At 64.6% G+C, this 16700-nt stretch carries 14 protein-coding genes and 1 tRNA gene; 11 read left to right on the top strand and 4 right to left on the bottom strand.

The genetic code is table 11. The features are described from left to right. Window positions 1–17 precede the first annotated feature (17 nt). From C8J40_RS02815 to C8J40_RS02800, 4 genes are all read left to right on the top strand, one after another. On the top strand, window positions 18–1076 hold the full coding sequence (locus C8J40_RS02815; RefSeq protein ID WP_132895672.1) for a spore photoproduct lyase family protein: 1059 nt from the start codon (window positions 18–20) through the stop codon (window positions 1074–1076). 76 nt (window positions 1077–1152) lie between these two features. Continuing rightward, window positions 1153–1947 (top strand): class III extradiol ring-cleavage dioxygenase, encoded by a 795-nt coding sequence (locus C8J40_RS02810; RefSeq protein ID WP_132895671.1) that lies wholly within the window; start codon window positions 1153–1155, stop codon window positions 1945–1947. Window positions 1948–2129: 182 nt separating this feature from the next. Continuing rightward, entirely contained in the window at window positions 2130–2702 is a 573-nt protein-coding gene (locus C8J40_RS02805) for an NAD(P)H-dependent oxidoreductase (protein WP_132895670.1), read from the top strand. Between the two features lies 1 nt (window position 2703). Beyond that, window positions 2704–3558: a pirin family protein gene (locus tag C8J40_RS02800; RefSeq protein ID WP_132895669.1), complete on the top strand. Its 855-nt coding sequence runs from the start codon at window positions 2704–2706 to the stop codon at window positions 3556–3558. Here C8J40_RS02800 and C8J40_RS02795 read toward each other — a convergent pair. Next, window positions 3555–4424, bottom strand: a complete 870-nt coding sequence (locus C8J40_RS02795; RefSeq protein WP_132895668.1) for a peptidylprolyl isomerase — start codon at window positions 4422–4424, stop codon at window positions 3555–3557. The two genes, C8J40_RS02800 and C8J40_RS02795, sit on opposite strands and share 4 nt — an antisense overlap. Before the next feature lie 88 nt (window positions 4425–4512). On the opposite strand from C8J40_RS02795, the gene C8J40_RS02790 reads away from it, so the two are divergent. Next, window positions 4513–4603: transfer RNA gene (locus tag C8J40_RS02790), tRNA-Ser, on the top strand. A 404-nt stretch (window positions 4604–5007) separates the two neighbouring features. On the opposite strand, the gene C8J40_RS02785 is transcribed toward C8J40_RS02790, so the two are convergent. The 3 genes from C8J40_RS02785 to C8J40_RS20150 all read right to left on the bottom strand — a co-directional run bounded on the left by C8J40_RS02785 (window position 5008) and on the right by C8J40_RS20150 (window position 11319). Next, window positions 5008–6033 (bottom strand): TIGR03032 family protein, encoded by a 1026-nt coding sequence (locus C8J40_RS02785; protein ID WP_243693174.1) that lies wholly within the window; start codon window positions 6031–6033, stop codon window positions 5008–5010. Between the two features lie 192 nt (window positions 6034–6225). Continuing rightward, window positions 6226–10959: an autotransporter gene (locus tag C8J40_RS02780; RefSeq protein ID WP_132895666.1), complete on the bottom strand. Its 4734-nt coding sequence runs from the start codon at window positions 10957–10959 to the stop codon at window positions 6226–6228. 117 nt (window positions 10960–11076) lie between these two features. Then, complete coding sequence (locus C8J40_RS20150) at window positions 11077–11319, bottom strand: hypothetical protein (protein ID WP_165911347.1); 243 nt, start codon at window positions 11317–11319, stop codon at window positions 11077–11079. On the opposite strand from C8J40_RS20150, the gene C8J40_RS02775 reads away from it, so the two are divergent. The 6 genes from C8J40_RS02775 (at window position 11318) to C8J40_RS02750 (ending at window position 16698) form a co-directional block, all read left to right on the top strand. Next, entirely contained in the window at window positions 11318–12307 is a 990-nt protein-coding gene (locus C8J40_RS02775) for a TonB family protein (protein ID WP_243693173.1), read from the top strand. The genes C8J40_RS20150 and C8J40_RS02775 overlap by 2 nt on opposite strands. A 322-nt stretch (window positions 12308–12629) precedes the next feature. Continuing rightward, entirely contained in the window at window positions 12630–13055 is a 426-nt protein-coding gene (locus C8J40_RS02770) for a hypothetical protein (RefSeq protein WP_132895665.1), read from the top strand. A 492-nt stretch (window positions 13056–13547) separates the two neighbouring features. Beyond that, window positions 13548–14021: a DUF2975 domain-containing protein gene (locus C8J40_RS02765; RefSeq protein ID WP_243693172.1), complete on the top strand. Its 474-nt coding sequence runs from the start codon at window positions 13548–13550 to the stop codon at window positions 14019–14021. Next, complete coding sequence (locus C8J40_RS02760) at window positions 14021–14266, top strand: helix-turn-helix transcriptional regulator (protein WP_132895664.1); 246 nt, start codon at window positions 14021–14023, stop codon at window positions 14264–14266. The genes C8J40_RS02765 and C8J40_RS02760 overlap by 1 nt, the downstream gene beginning before the upstream one ends. Window positions 14267–14269: 3 nt before the next feature. Continuing rightward, a complete protein-coding gene (locus C8J40_RS02755) occupies window positions 14270–15202 on the top strand; it encodes an ATP-binding cassette domain-containing protein (RefSeq protein WP_132895663.1) in 933 nt (310 codons plus the stop codon). Then, the gene (locus C8J40_RS02750; protein WP_132895662.1) at window positions 15199–16698 is read left to right on the top strand and encodes an ABC transporter permease; all 1500 of its coding nucleotides are present in this window, start codon (window positions 15199–15201) and stop codon (window positions 16696–16698) included. The genes C8J40_RS02755 and C8J40_RS02750 overlap by 4 nt, the downstream gene beginning before the upstream one ends. Window positions 16699–16700: the final 2 nt, after the last annotated feature.

The raw sequence follows: 16700 nt of genomic DNA, 5'->3' as shown, positions 1-16700 counted from the left end.
GCCGGCGTTGTCTCCCAATGCGTTCCCAAAAACTCTGGCAACCCCGCCGCCTGCTGGCGACCCCATCCGCGCTGACCTGGGAACACGGTGCCGAGATCGCCGCACGGGCTACCGCACTCGGCGTCCCTGTCACGACGCTACCGAGCGACCGTCTCAAGCTCGACTTTCCCGACGACCCCCGCCGCGCCTACGCGGATGCCAAGGCAACGCTGGCCTTGGTCGTCGCGCCACCCTCGAAGCGCAAGCTCCAGCCAATCGCTCCCAGCGCGGACTGGCGGATCGACCTCGCCGAGGGCTGCCCCGCGCATTGCGGCTATTGCTACCTCGCCGGCTCGCTGAAGGGGCCGCCCATAACGCGCGTCTACGCGAACCTCCCCGAGATACTCGCCGAACTCCCCGCGCATCTCGGCCAAGGCACGGTGACATCGCGCTCGACCGCCCGCGCGCACGAAGGCACCACGTTCGAGGCCTCCTGCTACACCGACCCGCTCGGCATCGAGCACGTCACCGGATCGCTATCCGCGCTGATCGCGCATTTCGGCGCGTGGGAGGCGGACGTGCAGCTCCGCTTCACCACCAAGTTCGACGCCGTCGAGCCATTGCTGACGCTAGATCACCGCGGCCGCACCCGCATGCGCGCCTCGATCAACCCCGCTGCCTATGCGCGCTTCGAAGGCGGCACCAGCCCCGTCGCCGCGCGGCTGGTGGCGCTCCGGAAAATGGCGGACGCCGGCTACAAGATCGGCCTGACGGTCGCCCCGATCATCGCTGCGGAAGGCTGGCGCGAGGCATATGGCGACTTGCTGACAGAGGCGGGCAGGGTGCTCGCCGACGTACCCGACGTGACGATCGAGCTGATCACCCACCGCTACACCCCCGGCTCGAAGGCGGTACTCCAAACCTGGTACCCCGGCTCGTCGCTCGACCTCAGCATGGCCAACCGCACGGAGAAACGCACAAAGTTCGGCTCTGTGAAATACGTCTACGACGCCGACACGATGCGCGCGCTCCGCAGCTTCTTCCAGGACGAGATCGCCGCCAAGCTCCCGGAGGCGCGCATACTCTATTGGACGTGACCGCCGCGCCAACCGGCAACGCAGCGTTGCCATTCGCGGCCTTCTGATCGCCGCCATCGCCGCCTACTTCGAAGCCATGACAAACACCTGCCAGCCAACGCTCTTCATCCCGCACGGTGGCGGGCCCTGTTTCTTCATGGACGACCCCGCCGGCAACTGGATCGGCATGGCTGCGTACCTCCGGTCGATCGCCGCCTCGCTGCCCGCAAAGCCCAAGGCGATCCTCGTCGTCTCAGGCCACTGGGAAACGCGCGGCTTCGCGTTCACCGGCGCCGTAACGCCGCCACTGATCTACGATTACGGCGGCTTCCCCGCGCATACCTACAAGATCCGCTACGACGCGCCCGGCGATCCCGTCTTGGCGACCCGCGCCGCCGACCTGCTCCGCGGCGCTGGCATGACCGCCACCGTCGACCCGACACGCGGGTTCGATCACGGCGTCTTCATCCCGATGAAGGTCGCGTTCCCCGACGCGGACATCCCGGTCGTCGAGATGTCGGTCGACCGCAATCTCGACCCTACGTTGCACGCCGCCGCCGGCCGCGCACTCGCCCCCTTACGCGACGAAGGCGTCCTGATCGTCGGCTCGGGCATGAGTTTCCACAACATGCGCGGCTACGGCGACCCGCGCTTCACCGCGCCGTCAGAAGCCTTCGACCAATGGCTCACCGCCGCGGTCGAGTCCGAACCAACCGCCCGAGCGGCAGCGCTAGCCGACTGGGCCGAAGCCCCCGCCGGCCGCCTCTCGCACCCCAGAGAGGAGCATCTCCTACCACTGATGGTCGCCGCCGGTGCCTCCGACCAACCCGGCGCACAAGTCTACAACGAACACGTCCTGCAAACCGCAATCTCCGGCTACCGCTTTACCTGAGGGCGGCGGCGCCCTCTCGATCCTCCCCCGCAAGGGGGAGGTGTCGCCGAAGGTGACGGAGGGGGAGGACACGGAACGACTGTTTCCCTTTCCTCCCCCTCCGTCTGGCAAGTGCCAGCCACCCCCCCCTGGCGGGGGAGGATTGCAGAATTCACGCTCTGATCTGTTCTAAAGGAATTCCCATGGCTCTTCCCACCCTGCTCGCTATCTCCGGCAGCCTGCGCCGCGGCTCGTACAACACCGCGATCCTGACCACGCTCGGCGAAGCAGTCGCCGACAACGCCACGCTGACGATCTTCCCGCTGAACGACGTGGCCCTCTACGATCAGGACGCCGACACCGACACGCCCCCCGAAGCCGTCGCAGCCCTGCGCGCGGCAATCGGCGCGGCCGACGGCATCGTCATCGCCTCCCCCGAATACAACCACGGCATCTCCGGCGTCCTGAAGAACGCGCTCGACTGGGCCTCACGCCCACATGGCAAGGCGACGCTGACAGGCAAGCCGGTCTTCACGCTAACCTCGTCGCCCGGCGCAGTCGGCGGTGCTCGCGCCCACGCGCAACTCAACGAGACATTGGCGTCGATCGGCGCCCGCACCGTCCTGCGCCCCCAAGCCGTCGTCGGTGCCGTGCACGAGAAGATCGCCGACGGTCGCTTCACCGACCAGCGCACGCTCGACTTCCTTGTGGCCGGCATCGACGATCTGCTCACCGACATCGCCCGGCCCACCGCTGCCGACCGCGAAGCGTCCTGACATGCGCCCCGTCCTCAACCAGTATCCCGCCCAGCGCGACGACATCGCCGACTTGGTGACGCGACGCCCGCTACCGGGGCCCGGCCTGCCGCAGGTCGATCCGTTCCTGTTCCTCAACCATCACGGTCCGCAGACCTATCGCCCCGGCAACAGCGGCCTCCCGTTCGGTCCGCATCCGCACCGCGGCTTCGAGACGGTCAGCTTCATCCTGAAGGGTGAGATGGCGCATCTCGACAGCGGTGGCCACGAGAGCGTCATCCGCGCAGGCGGCGTCCAGTGGATGACCGCAGGCTCGGGCCTGATCCACGCGGAAATCTCGCCCGCATCGTTCAAGCGCACCGGCGGCCAGCTGGAGATCCTGCAACTCTGGGTCAACCTCCCCGGCCGCCTCAAGATGACCAAGCCCGCCTATACCGGCCTTCAGCGCGAGGACATTCCCGCGATCCCGGTCGATGGCGGCACCGTAAACCTGATCTCCGGAGCCTTCGCCGCACGGAAGGGCCCGATCGAATCGCTGACCGACGTCGCGATGATGACCGTCGAACTCGAAGCCGGCGCCAAGATCGACCTGCCAGCCCCCAGTGGTCGCGCGGTCTTCTTCTACGTCGTCGCCGGCGCGCCCTCGGCGAACGGCACACCGATCAAGCCGCACCATCTCGCCACGTTCGGCAGCGATGGCGACACGATCACCGTGACGACCGAAGCCCCCGTGACGATCCTCTACGGCCACGCCGACCCGATCGGCGAGCCCGTTGTCTCACACGGCCCGTTCGTCATGAACACGCGCGAAGAGATCGTGCAGGCGATCGAAGACTATAACGCAGGCCTGTTCGGCAAGCCGCCCGTCATCCGCTAGGGCGCTTTACGCACCGGTGGCAGCGCGGCGCAGATGTCCGCGCCGCCTGCCGGTACCGTGAAGAACGGCCCCGCCCGATTCTCCCGCGACGCGATCCAGACGGTAAACCGCACATTGTCCGCCCCGCGATACTGGAAATGCGGTTGCTCGGCGGCGGGCAGTTCGCTCGCGAGGCGGGCGGACACGATCGGGCTACGCTCCCCCTCGGTCTTGTAGAACCCCAGATCCCCCGTCCCGCGCGGCAACGACGATAGCCACTCGACCCCGTCGATCACACGCCCGACCACCGCGATGTTCCGGTCCAGCGCCCGCGGCGAATGCCCGATCACGGTATACAGCTCAGCGCCGCTTCCCGTGCTCGGCGCCAGATCGCGCGCGACGCCCACCATCCCATAGCAATGCGGCACCCACTCGGTCGCGTCATTGCCCGCCAGCGGCCACCCGTCGCGGCTATACCCCGCCCATTCGGCATAGGGATCGCGCTGCGCCAACCGCGCGACGGTCGTCGGCCCGGCATGCGAGTATTCCGCCGGCGGATTGGCGACCACGCCAGCGACAAGCGGCTTCTTCTCGGTCGCATCGCCCCATTGCGCGACGTAATTGTCCTGCACCCGGTACACGCTAGTTCCCGTATCCCACCAATGCGCCGCGGCGAGCTTGCGGATGTTGGCAACGTGCACGGGCGCGTATCGTGGCGCCAGCCGCACCGTGAAGCGATGCCCGTTGGCCAGCGTGAACACGAGCAGTTCGTCGTCCGGCACCGCCTTCCAGTCAGCCGGCAACGGATCCGAGGGAAGTGTCGCGGCGGCCGGCGCTGGTGCAGGAACGGCCTGCGCGAGCGCGGCGGCAAGAAGGAGATTCAACATCCCCGAAGACTGCCCGAGTGCATCACCGCACGCAATCGCTTGCGCACACGCGAAACCCGCACTAGCAGACCCCCTTCCAGAGCAATGCGGAGCGGTGGCCGAGTGGTCGAAGGCGCTCGCCTGGAAAGTGAGTATACGTCAAAAGCGTATCGTGGGTTCGAATCCCACCCGCTCCGCCAACTTCCAGTATCAACTGGGGCATACTGTCGCGCAAGGAGCAGCTTGTCTCGGCTTTCTTCGTACAGGCGTCTCGCCACGTCCGATCGTGTCGGAGCCAAGCGCTCGCTTGTTGAGCAGCTATCCAAAGTCAGCCTCGCTCTAGCGCGCGAACATCGGAACTCGGCTTCAAGGCTTTCGAAGGCCGGGACCGATCCGAGCGTGGATCGCAAGCAAACCGCCGCGGTCCGTCATATCGCCTACAACAACGACGGCCTTATGTGCCCCAGTGATTGCTTCGGCACAGAGGCTGGCAAAGTGCACAATAGTACGGTCCTCGCCAAATCGGAAATATGCGCTGCTCTGGCTGACGATCCAACCACTGATCGTGGCCAGCAAATAGTGTATTCGGACAATCCGCCTTACTTCAGCCAAGCGGGGCGATATTGGTATCAAAGGTGATCGTGGAGCGGATTTCGACCGTGTCCGGACCGATGGACATCGGACAGACTATGCGGGGCATTGCCACCACATCGAACAGTTCGGTGATGAAGCCCTCCAGCTTTACCCATTCGACGATGTCGCCGGTCGCGAGATTGACGACGAGCACGCCGCACCACGGCTCGGCGTCGCGATCCTTCAAGGCTGCATCGAGCGCGAGGCCGGCGAACGTCCCGTTGCGAGGCTTCGACACGGTGACCAGCGCATGTCCGTTGTGGATCGACATGCCGCGCAGGAACCCTGGGCAAAACGCGATGTCGGTGCGCGCGCCGCTCTGCGGATCGATCCGGATGATCTGGCCGCGGCCGGAATCGAGCGCGAGCACCACGTCGCCATATACCCGCGGGCTATGCGGCATCGACAGCTGGTCGGTCACGACGCGGTCGGTCGCGACCTCGATCAGGACGCCACCCTGGTCACGCCGTTCGCGCCAGCCGGTCACGATGTCGCTTCGACTGACCGCGGTAACGTAGCGGGGCTTGCCGTCCGCCATCGCCATGCCGTTCAGGTGGCATCGATCCTCGGGCGCCAGTTTCGAGATGAACTTCGGCTTCCACACCGGCCGGAAACTATGGTTCAGGTCGAGGGTCGCCAGGCAACTATACTTGGTGTTGACGAAAATCACGCGGCCATCGCTGGTCGTGCCGACCTCGTGGACGTCGACATCGCCGGTCGTCTGCGCGTTGCGCGGCACGAGCACCATGTCGAACTGGCCGTTGCCGATCTCGCCGGGACGTAGCATGTTTTCCAGCCGCCAGATCTGATGCAAGGCACCCAGATACAGCCGGCCCGGTTGGTAACATAGTCCCATCGCGCGTGTGAAATACTGCTGGTTGAACGAAACCGTCCCCGCGGGCGTGACACCGACGAGGAACAACTGACCAGTCTGATACGAGGTGAAGGCGAAACCGAGCTTGTTGGTGCGCAACCAATCGGCGAATCCACGCGACACGGTAAGGTTGGTATTGGGCTGCTTGGCTGGGCCCCCCGGCACAGGTTGCGCTGTGTCCGCGCCGCCTGCAGCGGGTCCGATCGCATTGCTCATCCGCTATTCCACTCTAACATCATGGACGAAAACAAGACGGCCCGCGACTGACGCGTCGCGGGCCGATGGTCAGAACCTAACCCGTGGCAATTCCGGATACTAGAACTTGATCCGGATTCCGGCGCGGCCACCACCACCGTTATAGTCCTTGTTGTACTCGCCATGCCCTTCGATGAAGCCGGTTACGCCGCCGGTGGTGACGATATTCAGACCCAAAATACCCTGCGCATAGGTGCCGAGACGATCGTTGACGATGCCCACCGTCTGACCGCCACTGGTGAAGCGCAATCCGTCCTTGCCCTCGAACTCATGTACCGCTGCACCGCCGGCGTAGAAGACCAATGTCGAGGTTTCGCCGATCTTGCTCGAACCACCGATCCGCGCCCCGGCCTTGCCACGCAGGCCCTTATAGTCCTCGAAATCGAACTGCCCGCCGAGGACGCCGTAGCCGTCGATATCGGTCTTCGTATACGCGGCACTGACCGCGGGCTCGAAGAAGAACGCATCCGATCCGACCCGGAAGCCCGCCTCGAGCTTTCCGCCATAGGTCTTCGCCTTGGTGTCGAGGGTGAAGCCCGCGCCGGTGCCCCGACTGTTGACCCAGGCATAATCATATTTGGCGATGCCGTTCACGAAGAACCCGCCCGCCTGGAACCCGCCATATACCGTGCCGTTGACCGCATCGATATCGAAACGGTCACCATATCCGCGGAAGTTCATCGTCGAACTCAGATACCCGCCGGCAACACCCAAGGTGAAGCCGCTCTTCTGGGTCGCGTCGCCGACGAGATCGATACCGACCTGCCCGCCGAACGCATCCTGACGATAGCCGAGGTCGACGTTGTTCTGGGTCAGGCCGCTATAGGTCACCGTGCGACTGTCATCGCGGGTGTTGACCTCTCCGAACATCTGCAGCCAGACCCGGCCGCTCGTATCGTTGGCGGGGCTGCCCCAGCGCCCGTCGCGACCCGCCGCGAGATGGGCCGTGATCGCATCACCCGACCGGTTCCAGACCGATGCCAGCCCTTCGCCCAGCTTGGCCTGGCGATAGACCGTGGCGCTGGGCGCGCCGACAAGCTGATACGCGAACGAGGTTGGATTATAGGCGAGACCGAACGAGATCAGGCCGCGATTGCGCGATCCTTCGCTGAGCATGAAGGCCGTCCCCGATGACGTCGCCGATGCTTGCACGACGGTAGTGCCGGGCAGGAGGATAGCCGGTGTGTTCGACGTTTGCAGGACGATCGCGGTCGAACCCGACGCAGTCCCGACATTGAGCCGATCGACCGTCGCTCCAGTCGCGTTGAACGTCACGTCGAGACCCAGGGTCGCCGTACCGCTGCCGGTATAGGCGGTGCCGGGCAACGTCAGCGTGTCGCCGGCTACGCCGTTGCGTAGCTCGATCAGGCCGCTGTTGGCGAACGTCTCAAGATTGTTGATCGCGGCCGTGCGCACCGCGCCCGATGCGCCGAGCGTCACGGTTCCGGTGTTGGTCAGGCCGTCCGTCCCGGCACCGAAATCGCTGTTGCCAACCAACGTGAAGGTGCCGCTATTGGTCAGGCGATCGGCATTACCGGTGAGCAACAGGCGTCCCGTGAGGCTGCCGGTGTTGGTGATGGTCGTCGCCCCCCCCGATGCCTCGATCGCGTACCCGGTACCGCCGATGATGGCGCCGCCGTTGGTGATGGACGAGCCGTTGGTCGAGGACACCGTCACGGCGTTCGTCGCGCCGCGGACGACACCGGCGCTGCCCACGTTCAGCCTGGCGAGACCGTCGAGCGCAGGCGAACCGAGCGCGATGTTGCCACCGCCGCCAGCTCCGCCGGCGATGATCGAGATTGCCGTATCCGTGGCGGATGTCACCGTTCCGGTCACCCCGACATCGGCACCGCCCCCGAAACCGAAGGCGCGGATCGCGATAGCGCCGGGGCCGGCAACCCTGACGTCACCGGCACGCACGGTCACGTCGCCGCCAAAGCTTGCCGCGCTGATCCCGTGTGCGCCCTCGCCGGTCGTGGCGACAGATCCGGCCGTCACGGCGACGCTATAGGATGCGCCGGCGGAGATGCCGATACCCGTGCTACGTACCGTACCCGCATTCACCGTGACACCGCCCGTGGCGTAGGCGTCGATACCGCTGCTGCCTTCCCCGGTGGTCGTCACCGCGCCGGTCGCGATGGCGATCGCGCCGTAATAGCTGCGCGCCCGGATACCGGTCGAGAATGCACCGTTGGTGGTGACCGATCCGGCACCGCTGACCGCAACGTCGCCAAATACGCTTTGCACATCGATGCCATTGGCTTCGATACCGTTGGTGACGATGGCGCCGGTGTTCCGGACGGTCGCGTTGCCGCCGGCATACACGTCGATACCGGTCGCCCCATAGCCGCTGGTCCGGACGGTGCCCGTGACGGCGACGGCCGCATCGCCGTACGCCTGCGCCGCGACGCCGATCGAGGCGTCTCCCGTCGTTGTCACGTTGCCGACGGCGATGTCGACGTTGCCGGCGTTCAATGCTGCCCCGAGCACGCCGTTGGAGGCATAGCCGGCGGTCGCAACGTTATCGGCGGTAATCGACACGTTGCCGAAATAGGATGCGCCGACAATGCCGGGCGAATAGCTGCCGAGCGTGCTGACCGTGCCCGCGTTGACCGCGACGTCACCGTAGATGCTGACGGCATAGACGCCTGGCGCTTCGTAGCCGGACGTGGCGATCGAGGTGCCCGTGATTTTGATATTGTCGAGCGCGATCGCGGAGACACCGAACGCTCCGTCCCCGCTCGTCTTGATCGCACCATGCGTGACGGCAATGTTGCCCCCGTTCAACGCAACGGTATCGATACCGTCGGCGCTGGCGCCGGTCGTCGTGATCGAGCCGGCGTTGATCGCGATATTGCCGCCCGTGCCGAACAGATTGGCGGTCTCGGCGTGGATGCCGTCGGCGGCATCCTGCGATGTCGTGATGCTGCCCTGCGTAACGGCGATGTTGCCGGTCAGGCTATAGGCGTCGATGCCGGTCGCGGTACTCGATACCGATCCCGTGCCGGAGATGGTGACATCGCCATAGGCCGTTGCGTAGATTCCGGCGCTATCGGCGCCGGTCGTGGCTATCGTGCCGTTATTGGCAACCGCTGCAGTGCCGTTCTGGCCGATCGCTACTATGCCGAGCGCATTGGTGCCAGCGGTCGATACGTCGCCATTGACCGTCACGGATGCGTTGTAGCCATAAGCGACGATGGCGGTCGAACCGTCGCCCGTCGTCGTGACGTCGTTGACCGCGACGGTCGCATCGCCCAGCGCCTGGCTCGAGCCGGCGTAGATCCCGGTCGAATAGGTGCCGCTCGTCGAGACAAGCCCCGTGCTGGTGACCGAAGCATTGCCGTAGATGCTGTTGGCGGAGATCGCCGTGGCGCTGTCGCCGGTGGTCGTGACGTTGCCCGCGGCGATATCGACATTGCCGTAAAGGGCGAGTCCGGTGATGCCTCGTGCGCTGTCGCCACTGGTCGCGACCGTTCCTGCGCCGTTGACCACGACGTCCCCGTATATGGCCGTTGCCGCGATCCCGGAGCTTCCCACGCCGGCGGTGGTGATCGTGCCGTTATTGGTGATCGTCGCATTACCGGGTGTGAAGACGCTGATCGCGCGCGACGCATCGCCCGCGGTCGACACGTTGCCGGTGGCGGTCACGGTGACATTGTCGCCATAGGCGTAGATGCCGCGCGATTGATCGCCCAAGGTCGCAACGTTATTCACGGTAACGGCAGCATCGCCGCCATAGGCTTTGACGAACACCGCATCCGACGCTGCGCCGGCGGTCGACACCGTGCCGGTCGACACGAAAGTCGCACCGCCTGGGCCCGTGCCGAACATGACTGCGCCGGTTGCGCCGTCGCCATTCGTCGTAATGTCACCAACGGTCAGATTGGCCGTGCTGCCCTGAACGATCGCACCATTTGCCCCGATGCCGTTCGTCGTGATGCTGCCCGCGGTGATGTCGACCGCGGCGTCCGGGCCGAACGAGACCGCCTGGATACCGTCGGAGTAATCCGCCTGCGTCGACACGGTACCCGCGTTGATCGTCACGCTATCCGCCCCCGCGGTCACGTTGATCGCGTCAGATCCATAGGTGTAGAAACTGCCCCCGGTCGTGGCCACGGTACCGGCATCGATGGTCACGTCGCCGTTGCCGGCATAGGCGTTGATCCCACCGACATAATATCCTGCCGCCGTCACGGAGCCGGCGGTGATCCCGATGTTGCCAGTATAGGAACTCGCGCTGATGCCGACCGAGCTGTTGCCGGTCGTTGCGATCGAGGTCGCGTTGATCGTGACGTCGCCGCTATTGCTGACCGCGTTGATCCCGCTCGACGCCCGACCAGCTGCGGTGATGCTGTCGGTGTTGATCGTTAGGTCGCCGTAGTTCGTGTTGCCCAGAACACCGATGGCGCCCGTGCCGCTTACCGCGATCGTGGTATTGCCGAACGCGTTGAGCGTTGCCGCGCCGTCGTTAAAGCCGATGATCGCGACGCCGGGTCGTATCCCGCTGGCAATCGCGACGCCGTCGCCCAGATTGACGGTCAGGTCCTGGACCGCGACGGTCGGATCGAGACCGGGATCCTGCGTCGGATCGACAGCCGGCGTCGTGTACGTGATCCCGTTGGGATAGGGATTGCCGCTTGCGTTGCAGGTCACGGTGCCGTTGGTCGTTGTACCGCATTCGTTCTGCGCAAATGCCGGCGTGGCAATAAGCGCGCCTGCAGCCACGCCCGCTAACGCGGTGCCAGCCAGTAGACGACGTGGGATGCGGCGCCCAACGTGCGAAAGCTTACTCATGACCACCCCTGTTATAATCTTTATTAGTGCTGGGCTTATCGGCGGCAGGGCGCGCGTCAATACGAACTCCACCGAATTTGATGTCTATTTTTGATCCGAATTCACGCTATCAAACCATTACGATAGCGACACAATCGGCGGGCAGGCTTGCCGGCGTATTTTACGGTGCGGCATTGGAGAAGCCTTGGTGGTCGAAACGATATGAAATAATAGCTGACGCTTCTGCTCGACGGAGAGGAAGAAAATGGCCGTTGTCGTAAGTGCCGCACCCGTGACGGGGCAGAGGATTGAGATCGTCACCTTTGTGCCGAGCCAGATAATGTGCGCTGAGACCCCCATGCCCGGGACCGGCGTGGTCATGTCACTGCCGGTCGTCGTCAACCGCTACGGGCCAGCGATTCAAAGCGCACCCGCATTGGTGCTTCGCTACGACTTCGTAATCGACGCGGACGGCCGTACGCGCACGATCCGGCGTACCGCCACGGCATCTACCCCGGGCTATTATGTCAACACGAGCGATATCGCTCCGTCGCTGGCGGTCTCTCGTTTCCCGGCGGGGGACCCGCGATCCAAATGTTCGATCACCTACACTGGCTTGACGGTGCCTATCGACGCCGCACCGCTGCAGGTGCTGTACGAACTCGCGAGCCGACCGGAGACGGAAGGTACCGTCGGGACCGTGTACGATCGACTCCGTCCCGTTGGCTCCGATTGCAGGCGAGGCCCTGGCCAGTATCGTCGCCTCAACCTACCGGCGTTCGAGAAGATTGCGCGGCCTCCGGGTGCCGCATCGTGGGTGTTTCTCGCCTACGATGTTGATCGAGCCGGCAAGCCGAACACCGTTCGCGTGCTCGGCAGCTCTGGCAACCAAGCGCTGGACCGCGCTGGCGCGAGTGCGCTGTCGAACAACCGCTACGAACCAGGAATTGGCTTCACCGGCTGTACGTATCATTTCAACGGCGCTGAACCGTCGGAGCGTACTGCCCCGGAACTTCCTGCCGATGCGCCTCGTGACAACGGGGAGCAGCCAGGGTGCGTGGTCGATCCGACCTCGATCTCTGCACTTCTCGACGGCAGCGCTTATCCGTCAGCGTTCGCGCGTCGGCGTATCAAGGGCGTGGCGGTAGTCGGCTACGATACCGCCCCCTGGGGAGCGATCGGCAACGTCCGCATCCTGGCGTCCGAGCCGGACGAGGCGTTTGGTGAGGCGGCGCGATCTGTTCTCTCGAGCGCGCGGGTCAGCGAAAGTGCAACTGGTCGTCGTGGCTGCATTCGACGTATCAGGTTCGAGCTGTCGCCGGTCGGCGTAGCTCGACAACTGCCCTACAGGCCAGTGATGCACAGATAACATCAGACGAATTTAGGCCACATTATTACCTGTTGGTCCGACCCACCGTTCCAAATCAAAGGTGCCAGCTGGGAAGCCATGCCTCTCTAAGGTCGATTCCAAAGGCGGCAGTGGCCAATGCCGGCTATCGCCACGGCCTTCCCGAGAACCACAGTCCGCTTTCCTCTCCATTGCGACGTTCATGCTGGAAAATCGCACCTGCATAGCGATTAGCGCGGAGATGACTGAGTGTCCAAAGTCGGGAAGCGGGGAAGGTGATGGCGCACCCTCTGCGGTTGTCTTAGTCATTATACCCCCGCAAGCGGCTACCGAGGAGAGAGCAATGGATGAGTTTGCGCGCATGATGCGCATGGATGGTGTTCGTCCTCTCGATCAACCAAAGCAAATAACCAGCCGTGATGCTAAACAGCCGCGTGAGATGCCCAGTCAAAGCGTCGTTGCACCACCGGCGATGGAACCCGTTGGTTACGCGTGGGCCACTGGTCCTCGTGCGCGCACGGCGCTCCAGACGGCGCTTGAGCGCTTGGCCAACGAGATTCGTACTGGACGGCGTGGTTGGGCAACCGGCATTTGTCAGGATGGCAGGACGGTCACCTTGCCCGCTTCGTCAGGAGCGGCGGCGCTGCTCGGCACCGCAGATCGCCAGTCGTTGCGTCTCATGATTGTCGGCGGCGACGGCTGGACCTTCGTCATGCATCCGCTGATGGGGGTCGCGACGCTCGATGAGGACCCGGCCGGGTCCGCATGAACGCGCGTCTGAAGTTGGGACGCGCGAGAGGGTGCGCGAACGTCCGCAACTGGGTCAGCAGGCTGAGGCATCGGTCGCGCAAACATGTCCCCTGTAGTGGGCCATTCCAGCTACTGTGAAGGACAGTCTTTGCCGGTTCTGCATCCCTGAGTGGCAACTTTGGAAACGGACAATCCGAAAAATTTATCGGGAAAGCGGAACCTGGGACGGCCGCTAGCGGGACCAGCTCGACCTGCTACCGCCGCGCTCACCGCCGGGATGTTCGCCGATTGCTTGGGGGACATGTAGCCCAGCATAACCGCAAACACCGCCGGCCCGCTATGCCAGATCCACCCAACAACAACGGAAATGGATCAAAAGTCGCTTGCCGATTATCGATATGCAAAATATCGTTTACCGATAGAGTGCGGGGGCGAGGCGGTGGGTGAGGGGCGTCGATCAATACTGCAGAAGGATCGCGTTCTGACGGGCGCAACGATCCTGCTGAGGCTGATGTTAGTCTTGAACATCGTCCTGCTAGTGATGTTCACGGTAGCACTCGCGCTGTCCTGGCCGCTCGGACACGCCCTCGCGCTCCGGCTCGGGGCGAAATACGGGCCGTCGCTCGATGTCGCGGACGCGGTGATGGCGATGCGGCTGATGGTGGTGCTCGGGATCGCTTCCGCGATCGCGATCCATCCAATCTTCGCCAGCCTGCTCCGGATCGTCGCGACAGTGCAGGCAGGCGATCCGTTCGTCGACGCGAACGCCACGTTGCTCGGCCGGATTGGCTGGGCACTGCTGGTCCTCCAATGCCTCGATCTCGTGCTCGGCGCGCTGATGCGCTGGATCTCCGCGCTCAAGCTCGACGCGACGGGCTGGAGCCCATCGCTCGGCGGGTGGATCGCGGTCGTCATGATCTTCGTGCTCGCGCGTGTTTTCCGGATTGGCGCACGGATGCGCGGCGACCTGGCAACGACGGTCTGATGCCGGTCGCGGTCAGCCTGGACGAGATGCTTTACAAGCGCCGCATGACGCTGACCGAATTGTCCGAGGCGGTCGATATCACGCTCGCCAACTTGTCGATCCTGAAGACGGGCAAGGCCAAGGCAATCCGCTTCACGACGCTGGAAGCGATCTGCCGCGTGCTCGAATGTCAGCCCGGCGACCTGCTGAGGGTTACCGACGAACCGTCGGACGAAACGTTCGCGACGATAGAAACGGGGAAATAGCGAATGGACGCACTGGTTCTCGACGACGTAACGAAGCGGTTCGGGGAGCGGACGGCGGTCGACGCACTGAGCTTCACTGTGAAGCCGGGCGAAATCTTCGGATTCCTGGGCGGCAACGGTGCGGGCAAGACCACGTCGCTGCGGATGGTGCTCGACATCCTGCGGCCGACATCGGGGCGGATCGCGGTGCTGGGCTGTCCGCCGGGGCGGGAGAATGCGGCCGATCTCGGCTTCATGCCCGAGGAGCGCGGGCTCTACCGCGGAATGTCGGCGATCGACACCGTCACCTATTTCGGCCGGTTGAAGGGCATGACGACCGCCGCGGCGCGCGCCAGGGGTCATGACCTGCTCGAGCGGTTCGGACTGGCGGGCTCGGCCAAGATGCAGATCGACAAATTGTCGAAGGGCATGGCGCAGAAGGTCCAGCTTGCCGCCACCCTGGTAAACAGCCCGAAACTGCTGCTGCTGGACGAGCCGTTTTCGGGGCTGGACCCGGTCAACCAGGGGTTGCTCGAGGACGAGATACTGGGGGCCGCGCGCGGTGGCGCGACGGTGATCTTCTCTACGCACGTCATGCAGCATGCCGAGCGGCTGTGCGATCGGCTGCTGCTGCTGTCGCAGGGGCGCAAGGTGTTCGAGGGGACGCAGCCCGAAGCGCGCGGGCGGTTACCGGCACGGCTCGAGATCGTCTCGCGCGATACGCCGATGCGGTGTCCTGGCGTGGATCGCGCGGAGGAGGTCGCAACGGATCTGGACGGTTGGCGGACGTACGACGTGACTCTTGGCGACGGCATCGATCCGGCCGACGTCCTGCAATGCCTGACCGAACAGGGCATCACGCTGCGCCGGTTCGACCAGCACCGCGTTAGCCTGCACGAGGTTTTCCTCCACCTCGTCGGTACCCATTCAGCCGATACGCAGGGGCAGCCGTCATGATCCACAACATCTTGCTCGTCGCGATGCGCGAGTTCCGGCAGATCACCGGCATGCGCAGCTTCTGGCTGACACTGCTTATCCTGCCCATCGCGCTCGCAATCGGACCGATAGCCACCAAGCTGATGGGTTCCGACAAGGTTCAACGCGTGATGCTGATCGATCCCGAAGGCCGCGAGGCGATCGCGATCCGCGCGCGGCTCGACGGCGATCGGCAGCGGCGCATCCTCACCGCACTCTCACGCTATGCGCAACGCTACGATCTCGACCGGGCGGATCCCGCGGCGCTCTGGGCGCAGCACGACCGGCTTTACGACGATACGGAGGTCACGGCGTTCGTGAAGGCGGGCGGCATGCCGGCCGCGCTGGCGACGATGAAGCGTGCGACGACACCTGAAACGCCTGCCTTCGATCCGCCGGAGCCCGACTTCACGATCGTCCCGACCCCGCCGGCGATCGCCAAGGCCGATCCCGCAGCGCTCGACCGGATGCTCAAGCCACTGATTCAACCCGGCGAGTTTGGCGACAAGAAGGCCAAGCCGCTCGACTACGTAGTGTACATCCCGCGCGGGTTCGGAACGAGCACGACCGCCGCGCGCCTTTGGTCGAGCGAACAGCCGGCCGCGAACTTCGTCCAGCCGTTGCAGTCGGTGCTGACGTTGCGGGTGCGCGCCGCCTATCTCCGATCGACCGGTCTCTCCCCCGACCAAGCCGGCGCGGCGACCACGCTGGTACCGGCGATCGCCATCTCCACGCCGGCACCGGGCGGCGGTCGCGAACGGATGCTGGTGCGTTCGATCGTGCCGTTGCTCAGCGCCTACATTCTGCTGATGTCGCTGCTGCTGTCTGGCAACTGGATCCTCCAGGGGCTGGTCGAGGAGCGGTCGAACAAGTTGATCGAGACGGTGCTGGCCTGCATCAGCCCGGACGAACTTTTGTACGGCAAGCTTGCGGGGACGGTCGCTGTGGGGTTGACGATGGTCCTGGTCTGGGCGCTGTGCGCGGCAGGGGCTGCCTTCGTCACGCAGGGCGCGGTCGGCACGTTCCTGCGCATGGCGCTCGCTCCCCTAGCCTCGCCGTGGATCATCCTGGTGATGCTCTACTTCTTCCTGGCAGGCTATCTCATGGTCTCGATGATCCTGCTCGCGATCGGCGCGATGAGCGATTCGATGCGGGATGCACAGAGCTATCTGACGCCGGTGCTTATGATCATTGCGATGCCGTTCACGATCGTCGCGCAGGGGATCCTGTCGAACACGGGCGCTACCGCACTCAAGGTGCTGACCTGGATCCCGCTCTACACGCCGTTCACGATGCTGGCGCGGCTCGGCGGCGGCGTGTCGGTGTGGGAGATTGTCGGTAGCGCGCTGACGCTCGCGCTTTTCATCGCGATAGAGTTCGTCCTGCTCGCGCGCGTGTTTCGCGCCAGCCTGTTGAATGCGGGACAGAAGCCAAATCTCGCCGCGCTCGCTCGGCTGATGCGGCGGGACCCCGCCTAAAT

Origin of the sequence: Sphingomonas sp. PP-CC-3A-396 (genome assembly GCF_004343105.1) — a bacterium.
Classification (GTDB): Bacteria; Pseudomonadota; Alphaproteobacteria; order Sphingomonadales; family Sphingomonadaceae; genus Sphingomonas.
Note: the sequence above shows the minus strand (reverse complement) of the source record. Positions and strands in the feature narration are given on the sequence as shown.

Bases quoted from the DNA above. Each gene is read 5' to 3' on its own strand.
- C8J40_RS02815 (WP_132895672.1), top strand. From the start codon at position 18: ATGCGTTCCCAAAAACTCTGGCAACCCCGCCGCCTGCTGGCGACCCCA.
- C8J40_RS02810 (WP_132895671.1), top strand. From the start codon at position 1,153: ATGACAAACACCTGCCAGCCAACGCTCTTCATCCCGCACGGTGGCGGG.
- C8J40_RS02805 (WP_132895670.1), top strand. From the start codon at position 2,130: ATGGCTCTTCCCACCCTGCTCGCTATCTCCGGCAGCCTGCGCCGCGGC.
- C8J40_RS02800 (WP_132895669.1), top strand. From the start codon at position 2,704: ATGCGCCCCGTCCTCAACCAGTATCCCGCCCAGCGCGACGACATCGCC.
- C8J40_RS02795 (WP_132895668.1), bottom strand. From the start codon at position 4,424: ATGTTGAATCTCCTTCTTGCCGCCGCGCTCGCGCAGGCCGTTCCTGCA.
- C8J40_RS02780 (WP_132895666.1), bottom strand. From the start codon at position 10,959: ATGAGTAAGCTTTCGCACGTTGGGCGCCGCATCCCACGTCGTCTACTG.
- C8J40_RS02775 (WP_243693173.1), top strand. From the start codon at position 11,318: ATGTCACTGCCGGTCGTCGTCAACCGCTACGGGCCAGCGATTCAAAGC.
- C8J40_RS20150 (WP_165911347.1), bottom strand. From the start codon at position 11,319: ATGACCACGCCGGTCCCGGGCATGGGGGTCTCAGCGCACATTATCTGG.
- C8J40_RS02770 (WP_132895665.1), top strand. From the start codon at position 12,630: ATGGATGAGTTTGCGCGCATGATGCGCATGGATGGTGTTCGTCCTCTC.
- C8J40_RS02765 (WP_243693172.1), top strand. From the start codon at position 13,548: ATGTTAGTCTTGAACATCGTCCTGCTAGTGATGTTCACGGTAGCACTC.
- C8J40_RS02760 (WP_132895664.1), top strand. From the start codon at position 14,021: ATGCCGGTCGCGGTCAGCCTGGACGAGATGCTTTACAAGCGCCGCATG.
- C8J40_RS02755 (WP_132895663.1), top strand. From the start codon at position 14,270: ATGGACGCACTGGTTCTCGACGACGTAACGAAGCGGTTCGGGGAGCGG.
- C8J40_RS02750 (WP_132895662.1), top strand. From the start codon at position 15,199: ATGATCCACAACATCTTGCTCGTCGCGATGCGCGAGTTCCGGCAGATC.